This window comes from Mycobacterium sp. (assembly GCF_049585075.1).
GTDB lineage: Bacteria > Actinomycetota > Actinomycetes > Mycobacteriales > Mycobacteriaceae > Mycobacterium.
In genome coordinates this window covers 1-10,500 of sequence record NZ_JBAUZA010000173.1, presented here as the reverse complement: position 1 = coordinate 10,500, position 10,500 = coordinate 1, and the positions used below count along the sequence as shown (strand labels likewise).

The window sequence follows — 10,500 nt, the reverse complement described above, 5'->3', positions numbered from 1 at the left end:
TCGTTGGCCTCGCCCAGGGAAGGCGCGCTGCGCAGCGACGCGGGCCGGCAGCGTGACATCAACCACGGTGTACGCGGCTGGTGGAAACCGGCCGGGTTGCGCACGAATACGCCGCGTTCCTTCGCGTACGCGGTGTCGCGGATCGTGGCGCCGTTGCCCAACGCGGCGACCGGCAGCCGGAACAGCTGGCCGAGTTCGACGACTTCTTCGACGGTGCGTTCGGCCAGCCAGGGCCGGATTCGGTCGCGGATGAAGTCGCGGTATTCCCATCGGCCGATTTGAAAACGAAGCTGCGGAATTTCGGTCAGCTCCGGACAATCGACCATCGCCGCGAAGTCGAGCCATTGTTGTCCGGTGACCATAGTGATCCCGACGTAGCCGTCCTTGGCCAGCTCGATCGACGGCACTTCGACCGTGCGCCGCACCGGCGGCGCTTGCAACAGCTGAGAGTGCAGCCATTCGCCACTTTGCATCAGCGTGATCGCCTCCAGCATGGACAAGTCCAGGTGTTCGCCGGGACCGCCCTGCTCGACGCGGCGGCGCAGCGCCAAGGCTCCGAATGCGGCGCACACCCCGCCCATGTACTCCCCTAGGTCACCGCCGATCGCGATCGGCGGTCCTGCCGGGTCGCCGCGAAAGCCGGTCAAGCCCGACCACGCTTGCAGGGTGAATTCGCTGGCGGCCCGCTCGGCGTAGGGACCGGTCCAGCCGAAGTCGGAGATCGTGACGACGACCGCCTGCGGATTGTCCGCCAGTAAACGCTGCGGATCGATGCCCAGCTCGGCCGCCCGCGACCGGGTCGCGGTCACCACGACGATATCGGCGCCTGCGAGCTCGTCGTGCGACCGTCCGCCGGAGCCGGACGAGATCACGCTGCGCTTGCCGGCATTGAGGTAGCCGAACAGGGGTGAGTCAGTCTCGTCCGGCATCGGAGAGCAGCTGGCGCTGAACCGCCGCAACGGATCCCCTTGTGGCGGTTCGATTTTCCTGACTTCAGCACCGGCATCGACCAACAGCTTTCCGCAGTAGCTGCCGGCGATCCGGTCACTGATCTCGACAACACGGACATCGTCCAGCGGTGTCGGTCGGCTGTCGTGCCCGTCGCTCAACCTGTATCCGTCTACGTCGTCGGGTCGTTGTCTACGTCATCTTAGTAACTTTGCCGGCCCATGCTCGTTTTCCGGTTAGGCCGGCGCTTGACCAGCGCGGCTATTATGCCATTACTGCTAAGATTGCAGTAAATGGAGTTCGCGGGTGCAGCGGCCGCGGCTCCGTCCCGTCATTCCGCTGCTGGAATCGTATGACTGCGCTGGGAATTGGCCCCGAGGCACGACGCCGTTTGTCGGCACCCAGAATCGCCGAAATCGTCGCCGACGAGTTGCGGCGCCAGATCATCGACGGCGAGTTGGCCGACGGCGATTTGCTGCCGCGCCAGGAAGTGCTTGTCGAGCAGTTCAACGTCAGCCTGGTTTCGCTGCGGGAGGCGCTGCGGATCCTGGAAACCGAGGGGCTGGTGTCGGTCCGGCGCGGCAACCGAGGCGGTGCGGTGGTGCACGCTCCGGCGAAGACCAGCGCCGCCTACATGTTGGGTCTGCTGTTGCAGAGCGAGTCGGTCGTCGTCTCCGATCTCGGGACGGCGATCCTGGAGCTCGAACCCGCCTGCGCGGCGCTGGCCGCCCAACGGCCGGACCGCGCCGACACCATCGTGCCCGAACTCAAAGAGGTCAACGATGCGATGGCCGCGCATCTGGAGGACGGGCCAGAATTCACCGAAATTGGCCGCAAATTCCACGATCTCGTCGTGCGTGGCTGCGGCAACCGGACGATCATCGCGGTGGTCGGCACCTTGGAGACGCTGTGGACCAGCCATGAACAGCACTGGGCCGATGAGAGCGCGGCTAAGGGCACCTATCCATCGCTGGCCAAGCGTCGCGCCGTGCTCAACACCCATGTCAAGTTGGCCGAGATGATCGAGGCGGGTGACGTCGACCGGGCACGTCGCATCGCCGCTCGGCATCTTTCCGACACCCAGAGTCATGTGCTGGCCGCGGGCCCCCACCAACGGATCTATGCGTTGTCGCCGCAGGCGCTGTCGCGGCCACGAGACAACCGCCATCTGTAAGTCGTGAGCGCCCGAACCGCACTGGTAACCGGTGGCAGCGGCGGGATCGGTAAGGCCTGCGCGAGCAAACTGTGCCAACTGGGATATGACGTTGTGCTGTCGGCGCGACGAGAAGGCCCGCTACGCGCGGCTGCCGAGGAAATCGGAGCGCGCTACATCACCGCCGACGCTTCTGATGCAGCCGGCTTTGCGCAAGCGATCAGCGCAATGGAGACAATCGATTTGGTCGTGCACGCCGCTGGAACGCTCGGCGGGACCTACGCGCGCAAGCAAACATTCGGGCAGTGGCAGGCGATCATTTCGGCCAACCTGGATTCCTGCTTTGTGGTGACCGCAGCGGTGCTACCGCGAATGCGGGCCGGCTCACGGCTGGTGTTCATCTCGTCGTCCGCGGCGCACGAACCGATGATGGCGCGGACCGCATACTCAGCGTCAAAGGCGGGGATGAACGCGTTCGCTCGTGCGCTGGCTCTTGAGGTCGACCGTGACGGCATCGCCGTCCATATCGTGACGCCAGGGCCGGTGGAAACCGAGATGCTGCAGGATGTTCCGTTCGAGATGTACGCAATCCAGGTGTCTGATGTCGCCGAAGCGGTGGCTTGGCTCGACACCGTAGACCCGTCGGTGGACCTGCCGGAAATCCGGCTCAACGCCGTGCGGCGCGGGCCGTTCGCGCGCGAACCCGTGGTTCCTAGCGAGGCTCGCCGCCGGGCCGCCCAGGGAAGGGCTTGATCACCGTTTCGCCGAATTCGTGCAGCGATTCCGGGGCGGCGAAGTCGGCGAACCAGACATAGAACCGCTCGACGCCCTGGGCGGCCAACCCGGCGAAATGTCCGGACAATTCGTCGGCGTCACCGCAGACCAGGCCCGAACCGAGATTCCCGAACCGCCGGCTGCTTAGCTCCCGCACAGCGTTGGGGTCGCTGCCCTTACGAACGAAGCCGACCATCTGCTGAACCGACACTCGAGCGGACCCGGCGGCCGGGGCCAAACTTGCCAGCCGATCGAGATGGTTCGCCGGTATGTTCCACCAATCCGCGTATCTGCGAACAAGTTCCATCATCCGGCGCCCGGTACCACCAAGGATCAGCGGTATCCGATGCACGGGAAGGGGAAATTGCGTGCGCTCGGGCGCGTCATCGCGCCCCCAGTACTGCATGATCAAACCCAAATGGCGCTCGAGTTGCTCGACGCGAGCTACCGGATCGTCTTGGCCAACATCGAATCTGGCGAACTCAGCGGGCCACGAGCCGGACCCGAGCCCGAGCTCGAACCTGCCGTCGGATGCCTCCGACAACGTGACTGCCTGTTTGGCCAGCACCGCGGGATACCGAAATGCGTCGCAGAGCACCAAATGACCGATCCGCAGCCGCTCGGTCTTCGCGGCCACCCAGGTGGCGACACTCATTGCCTCCCAGATCTTTTCGTCACGCAGCCCGGGCGCCTCGAGGTGGTCGATGAACGCCACCCCGGAAAAGCCACTCGCCTCGGCGTGGCGCGACCGCTCGACGATGTCGGCAACCGGCAACCGCACTTGCGGCAAGAATAGGTACCACTCGGCCATAGCTGACCACCATACGGAGCTGTCCAGCACAACGCGGCGGCGATTGACGTCAGTCACGCTAGTTTACTATTTTTATTATGTTAGGGGCCTTATGGATGTCGGACTGAATTCCGGTCAGCTGGCGCTGCGTGACAGCGTGCGCGACGTCCTGCGCACCGAGTGCCCGCCCACCGTCGCCCGCCAGGCGATGACAGATCCAGAACGGTGGCGCACCGTATGGAAGACGGTGGTCAGCCTCGGCTGGACGGATCTCGCTGCGGGAGGCGACTACGGTCGCGTCGATCTCGCCGTCGTTCTCGAAGAGTGCGGCGCGGCCATCGCCCCCATCCCCTTGCTGTGCAGTGTCGGCCTGGCCGCAGGCGCCCTGCGAGTGGCTGGCCCCGCGGTTGACCAGGTGCTGGGCGCCATCGGTGCCGGCGTCGTAGCCACGCTGGCTGTTCACCCGCCCGGGTATCGGCTGCCCGGCGTGCCGATGACGCTGGAGCGTGGGCGCCTGCACGGGCGTGCGGTCGCGGTGGCTGGCCTGCTCCGGGCGGAACTGATCGTCACCTTGGCCTCATCGGCCGACGGCCCGGTCGTCGCCGTCGCCCGGGTCGGCGACGGTGTGTCGGTACAGGCCGTGGAGTGCGCCGATCCCGCGCAGCCGGTCGCCGACGTCGAGATCGACACCGAGCCCGTCGTCACCGCCCCGGTCGACGTGGAATCGGCGCTAGCGACACCGTTGGTCGCGGTGGCCGCCGACTTGGTCGGCGTGGCCGACGCCGCGCTGGCCCGCTCGGTCGAGCATGCGAAGTCACGACAGCAGTTCGGCAAGCCGATCGGGGCCTTCCAGGGCATCAAGCACGCGTTGGCCGACAACTACGTCGCCGTGGAGCGCGCCCGCAGTCTCACCTACGCGGCAGCAGCGCGGCTCGACGATCCAGCGACCTCGCCCTCGGCCGCCTGGACCGCGGCGGCGCTGGCCAAAGCAGCGGCATCCCAGGCGGCGGTCGGCTGCGCGCGCACCGGCGTTCAAGTCCACGGCGCCTTGGGGCAGACCTGGGAGCACGACATGCACTTATATCTTCGGCACGCGTGGCAAGGCGCCTCGACGCTGGGAGACAGTCGCGCGCTCTACCACGCAGTGGGACGCCGCGTGGTCGGAGGTGGCCAATGACGCGCACCGATCTCGGCGTGGTCGCCGAGTATGCAGCCTGGCTGACGGACTTTCTGCCGGACGACTACTACGACCGCTACCGCGAGTATCGCTGGGATCTCGGCCTGCGGCGTGGGTATCAGCGCGCGGCGTTCGAGGCGGGCTGGTTGCAGCCGACCTGGCCGCGCGAACACGGCGGTCGATCGTTGGGCTTGGCCGACGCGATGGAGATCCGGCTCGAGGGAGCGATGCGATCAGCACCGAAGATGCCCAACATCGCCGGCCCCAACGTTGTTGCGCCGGGGATTCGCCAATTCGGCACCGCCGAGCAGATCGACCGCCTGCTGGTTCCGCTGCTACGCGGCGACGAGTGGTGGGCGCTGGGCATGTCGGAGCCCGAAGCTGGATCCGACTTCGCCGGCCTGCGCACGCGCGCCGAGCGCGACGGCGACGTCTTTCGGGTCAAGGGCAGGAAGATCTGGACCACCCAGGCGCACCTGTCAAAGTGGTGCACGCTCTACGCCCGCACCGACCCCGATGCGCCCAAACACCGTGGCATCTCCTGCCTGATCCTCGATCTCGAATCTCCCGGGGTGACAATCGAACCCATCCGGATGGCATCGATCTCTGACGAGACGTTCTGCGAAGTCATTCTCGACGACGTCGAGATACCGGTGGCCAATCTGCTGGGACCCTGCAACGGCGGATGGCAGGTCGCATTGGCGTCACTGAACCATGAGCGCCAAATGATTTGGATCATGAACTGGGTGGAGATCCAACGCGGACTCGATTCCATTCGCGGATCGCACACCGCGCACGACGACTACGCGTCCGGCGAGGTCTTCACCGAGCTCGGCTCGCTGCTCGCCGATGCCGAAGCGCTGCGTGCGACCGGCTACCGCTCGCTGCACAACGAACTCGCCGGTCGGGCAAGCCCAGAAGCTGACATTCTCAAACTCCTCGGTTCGCTTACCCTGCAGCGGGTTTGGGATCTTGCCGCTGCGGCCGCCGGGCCGACCTCGATCAACGATGCAGACCTGCTGTTTGAACGTCAGGACGCGTTGGCGGCGACTATCTATGGCGGGACATCCGAAATCCAACGCAACATCATCGCCGAGCGGCTGCTCGGACTGCCGAAGGGATGACGATGGACTACGACCTCGGTGCCAACGCAGTCGACCTTCGAAAGCGGCTGCGCGACTTGATATCCGCACATATCCCGGAAGGCTTCTTAGGCGCATGCACCGACGACCCGAGAGACCTCGCCACCACTGAGTCGTTTTGCAAGCTGCTAGCTTCCGACGGACTGCTGGCCTTGGCCTGGCCGAAAGAACATGGCGGCGGCGGAGGTTCGATCTGGCAGCAGACCGTACTGCGTGAGGAAATGTGGGCCCACCATGAACCCCGAGGCGCACAGTACATGGGTATCAACTGGGTCGGCCCCGCGCTGATGCGTTATGGGACCGCCGAGCAGAAGGCCCGACACTTATCTGCCATCTCCGCCGGAGAGGTGATCTGGTGCCAGGGATTCTCCGAGCCCGAAGCCGGAACCGATCTCGCGTCGCTGCGCACCCGAGCGGTGCCCAACGGCGACGGTTGGCGCGTCACAGGCCAGAAGGTGTGGACCTCCTATGCCCAGATGGCGTCCTGGTGCGTGCTGGCTGCGTGCACCGACCCGGATGCACCGAAGCCCAAGCGGCTCAGCCTGTTTCTCGTACCGATGGACCGACCCGGTATCACCGTGCGGCCAATCCGCTCAATGCTAGGACCGCACCACCTCAACGAGGTATTTCTCGACGACGTCGAGGTGTTCGCCGACGAGGTCCTCGGCGAGGTCGGCGACGGCTGGCGGGTCATGCGCGAAGCGCTCGCTTTCGAGCGTGTCGGGATCGCCCGGTACGCGCGGTGTGAGTCGCTGCTGGATCGGATGCAGAACGAACTCGGCGACGATTGGGACCAGTTGCCCGAGTCGATCCGCGCCCGTTGGGTGCGGGCACTGATTGACTTGCGCGTCGCACGGCTGCTGGCCTATCGCGCCGTGTCGCTGCAGGATGACCCGTCGGCCGGCCCGGCGGCCAGCGCCGCCCGCATCGCGACCACCACGTGCGATCAGCAGGTCGCCGAGTTGTTGTTCGACGTGCTCGGCCCGTCGGCACTGGACAGCGGCACTTCCGCGCGACTCCACGGGGCGGTTGAAGACCACTGGCGTTATGCGCAGGCGGCCACCGTGGCGTCGGGAACGATCGAAGTACAGCGAATGCTGGTCGCACGCGAAGCCTTGGGGGGTCACAGGTGAAAACAGCTCTGCCAGAAGACGTTACCGAGTTCGCCGCTGTCGCCACCAAACGATTCGCCCGGCTCGGCGGCCCACCGGCGGCGTTGCGAGCCGAAACCGAGGATCACCTGCGGCACGACGCCCGGTCTGCGCTGGCCGACCTCGGCGCATTCGATCTCGACGTCAGATCCTCCTCCGATGATCTGCTGGCGGCCGCTGTGCTCTGCCAGGCCGCCGGAGCCACGGCCCTGCCCTACCCGCTCGTCGAGGAGCTGCTAGCGATCGACGGCGCTCGGCTTGCCCTGGTCAATCCCGAAGCGCCGCGCATCGAGCACGGCGACCTGCCCGGCGACTGGATCGCCGCCGACCTCGACGGTAGGCGCTACCACGTCCAACCCTCGTCGCGAACCAGCGCCAAGCTGGGGCCGTTTCTGGTACCGGCGGCCTTGACTGAGCCGGACGGCACAGTGCCGGCAGCCGACGTCGATATGCACCTGACGCTGGGATCCTGGCGGATTCTGGGCGCGGTGCAGCAGGCATTGGAGATCACCCGGCAGCACGTGAACGCGCGAATGCAGTTCGGCAAGCCGTTGGCGGAATTCCAGGCCGTCCGATTCACCATCGCCGATGCATCGGTCGCCGTGCGTGGACTTTATGAACTCGCCAAGTACACCATCAGCCGAACGGAATCGGCTGCAGCTCAAGTACGCTCGGCAGACGCCTTGATACTCCGGCTCAAGGCCGCCGATACCGCGCGGCAGGTTTTGCGTACCGCGCATCAGTTGCTCGGCGCGCTCGGCTTTTGCGACGAGTCCGATGTCAGCGTCCTGGACCGGCACACTCAACCGCTCATCCGGCTGCCGGAAAACGGCGAGATGCTTGCGCTGCGACTAATGCCCGGCGTTCGCGGCGGCCAACTGGAGACGTTGTTCTCTGAGCCTGTCGCGGTGGAGCCGGTGTGAGCCGCGCCGGCGACGATGCAGTGGGGGCACCCCCAGACGCGCAGCGGCGAGGGGGACGCAGCGATGCTGAGGAGCGGCGCAGATGAGCACCGGGGAACTCGCAGCCGGAGAGGCTCCCGGCGAGCAGGACGACGGGATTCCGTTCGGGATCCAACTCCAGCACCTCGCCGAACAACGCGGTAGCGACCCAGCTTTGGACACGTTGGCGCCGGACGGCACCACGCGCGCGCTGACCTTTGCGCAACTCGACGCGCGGGCCAACCAATGGGGGCGGGTCCTGACCGCGGCCGGAGCTGAACTCGGTTCGCTTGTTGCACTTGCGATTCCCAACTCTGAGCAACTCGTGCTGGCCGCGCTCGGCTGCTGGAAGATCGGTGCGGTTCCGGTCCCTATGCGCTGGGACCTGCCGGCATGGGAGCGATCCCGGGTACTAGCGGTGATCGAGCCGGCCGTCATCGTTGACGAACAAACCCGGGACACACTCGCCGAACGCGCCGCCGAGCAGTCAGACGAGCCGCTTCCCACTGTGGTGTCCCCCCATGCCAACGGGATCTGCAGCAGCGGCTCCACAGGCCTGCCCAAGGTGATTCTGACGCTGGCGCAGGGTGTCTGGACGCCAGAGTCGTCCTTCCCCTTCCTTGCCGCCTGGGCGCCAACGGCCCAGCCGCAGACCATTCTCGTTCCGGGACCGATGTATCACACCAACGGGTTCTCGCCGCTCAGCTACCTGTTGGGCGGCGACCGCTTGGTAGTACTCGAAAAGTTCAACGCGGCAACCGTTGTCGATGCGATCGAGGAGTATCGGGTCACCAACTTCACCGCGACGCCGACCATGCTCGCTCGCATCGCGGCTCTTCCCGATATTCAGCAGCGGGATTTCTCTAGCATCGCGTGGATCTTGCAGGGCGCCGCGCTGATGCCGCACGCGCTGTTGCACACCTGGTTCGATCTGCTCAGCCCCGAGCAAGTCGTGATGGCCTACGGTATGACCGAAGGCCTTGGGATCACCGCATTACGCGGCGACGAGTGGCTGGCCCACCCCGGCAGCGTCGGCCGTGGCTTCCGGGACACTGAAGTACGGATACTCGACCCGAACGGCCAGCCCCTGGGTCCCGGCGAGCTCGGCGAGGTCTACTTGCGTTCGCCGATGAGCGCCGGTTATCGCTACCTGGGTGGCGCGCCGCTGTTGCCGTCGACGCCGGATGGGTTTCGGACCGCCGGCGACCTCGGCCACCTGGACTCCGACGGTTACCTCTACATCGCCGATCGCCGCAGCGACATGATCGTCACCGGCGGGGCCAATGTCTTTCCCGCGGAAGTCGAATGCGCGCTCGCCGAACACGACAAGATCGCCGACGTCGTCGTCATCGGACTCGCCGATCCCGAGTGGGGGCGCCGGGTGCACGCCGTGGTGGAGCTCGCCAACCCCGCGTCTCCGCTGACCGAGCAGCAGGTCATTGCCTACGCGAAAACCCGACTTGCCGCATACAAGGTTCCCAAAACGGTGGAGTTCGTCGAGGGGATCCCGCGCACGGCGGCGACGAAGGTCAATCGCGCCGCAATGATCGCGGCTCGCGGCGGGTAATCACCCGGGCGCATGACTCCAAAATGCTTGTGCCGCAGCGATTACCGAGGCGCTATCAGGGCAGCGTGGTGTGCATCAACATCACGCTGTACGCCGACCACAACGACAGGTTGAAGTACAGGTCGTGGCCGGCTGACCAGGGGTGGATGAACGGGGCATAAATGCCGCCAGGAAGCTGTGTTGACGTCACCAGGGTCTGCGCTGCGCTCCACGGTCCCTGCGGATTGTCCGCTGTCCGCATGACGACATTGTTCAAGCCGTCGCAGTAGAGCACGATGTACTTATTGAGATAATCGTTGTACTGAACCGACATCTCGCTCACCGGAGCCGAAATAACCGGCGTGGCAGACCACGGACTGTTTGCGATCCACGACGGCGCGGCAAAGGGATTCCACCACGGTCTTCCCCAGTATTCGTACTGATTGAGGTCCAGCACAGCGTTTTCCGGGACGCGCGACACATATGCCGAGCCGGAGCGTCCGGACGGGGTGCCGAATGAGTACACGTAACCGTCGCGGCGGACGAACGCCCCTTGCTGAAAGTTCTGGTTACCCCAGTTGAACCACACGCTGGGCACGCTGAAAAAGAAGCTAGGCCGGACGGTTCCACGGTTTGCAGTCCAAGTCTCGCCGTTGTCGGTAGACGTTGCGATCGCCGAGAAGTTCGTGGTCCATTGGCCAGGATTGCCCCACTGCTGGACGGACATGAAATTGACGTACTGCGTTGTCCCCACCGAGATGCCAGCGGTGGGAATGATGGTCGCTTCGGTTAGGGCGAGATTAAGGCTGGCGATGATCTGCCTCGAAAAGTTCGATCCCGGTGGAGTCGCGGACAGCACCGGCGAGCCGGCGTAGGCG

The 10,500-nt window shown here is 65.5% G+C and carries 10 protein-coding genes; 7 read left to right on the top strand and 3 right to left on the bottom strand.

Annotated features, from left to right (window positions below):
- The coding region (locus tag WB785_RS07985; RefSeq protein WP_424078307.1) for a CaiB/BaiF CoA transferase family protein at positions 1–1,109 on the bottom strand (1,109 nt) is incomplete at its 3' end.
- A 191-nt stretch (positions 1,110–1,300) separates the two neighbouring features.
- Here WB785_RS07985 and WB785_RS07980 point away from each other — a divergent pair.
- The gene (locus WB785_RS07980) at positions 1,301–2,122 is read left to right on the top strand and encodes a FadR/GntR family transcriptional regulator (protein WP_424078306.1); all 822 of its coding nucleotides are present in this window, start codon (positions 1,301–1,303) and stop codon (positions 2,120–2,122) included.
- A gap of 3 nt (positions 2,123–2,125) precedes the next feature.
- A complete protein-coding gene (locus tag WB785_RS07975; RefSeq protein ID WP_424078305.1) occupies positions 2,126–2,854 on the top strand; it encodes an SDR family oxidoreductase in 729 nt (242 codons plus the stop codon).
- Here the strand turns inward: WB785_RS07975 and WB785_RS07970 are convergent.
- On the bottom strand, positions 2,814–3,686 hold the full coding sequence (locus tag WB785_RS07970) for an LLM class flavin-dependent oxidoreductase (protein ID WP_424078308.1): 873 nt from the start codon (positions 3,684–3,686) through the stop codon (positions 2,814–2,816). The two genes, WB785_RS07975 and WB785_RS07970, sit on opposite strands and share 41 nt — an antisense overlap.
- Before the next feature lie 91 nt (positions 3,687–3,777).
- On the opposite strand from WB785_RS07970, the gene WB785_RS07965 reads away from it, so the two are divergent.
- The 5 genes from WB785_RS07965 (at position 3,778) to WB785_RS07945 (ending at position 9,643) form a co-directional block, all read left to right on the top strand.
- Positions 3,778–4,842, top strand: a complete 1,065-nt coding sequence (locus tag WB785_RS07965; RefSeq protein ID WP_424078303.1) for an acyl-CoA dehydrogenase family protein — start codon at positions 3,778–3,780, stop codon at positions 4,840–4,842.
- Positions 4,839–5,966, top strand: a complete 1,128-nt coding sequence (locus WB785_RS07960; protein WP_424078302.1) for an acyl-CoA dehydrogenase family protein — start codon at positions 4,839–4,841, stop codon at positions 5,964–5,966. Before WB785_RS07965 ends, WB785_RS07960 begins: the two co-directional genes overlap by 4 nt.
- 2 nt (positions 5,967–5,968) lie before the next feature.
- The gene (locus tag WB785_RS07955; protein WP_424078300.1) at positions 5,969–7,117 is read left to right on the top strand and encodes an acyl-CoA dehydrogenase family protein; all 1,149 of its coding nucleotides are present in this window, start codon (positions 5,969–5,971) and stop codon (positions 7,115–7,117) included.
- Complete coding sequence (locus WB785_RS07950; RefSeq protein ID WP_424078299.1) at positions 7,114–8,058, top strand: acyl-CoA dehydrogenase family protein; 945 nt, start codon at positions 7,114–7,116, stop codon at positions 8,056–8,058. The genes WB785_RS07955 and WB785_RS07950 overlap by 4 nt, the downstream gene beginning before the upstream one ends.
- Before the next feature lie 82 nt (positions 8,059–8,140).
- Positions 8,141–9,643: a class I adenylate-forming enzyme family protein gene (locus tag WB785_RS07945; RefSeq protein ID WP_424078297.1), complete on the top strand. Its 1,503-nt coding sequence runs from the start codon at positions 8,141–8,143 to the stop codon at positions 9,641–9,643.
- A gap of 55 nt (positions 9,644–9,698) precedes the next feature.
- Here the strand turns inward: WB785_RS07945 and WB785_RS07940 are convergent.
- Positions 9,699–10,500, bottom strand: an 802-nt coding sequence (locus WB785_RS07940) for a DUF4185 domain-containing protein (RefSeq protein ID WP_424078296.1), incomplete at its 5' end; no start/stop codon positions are given.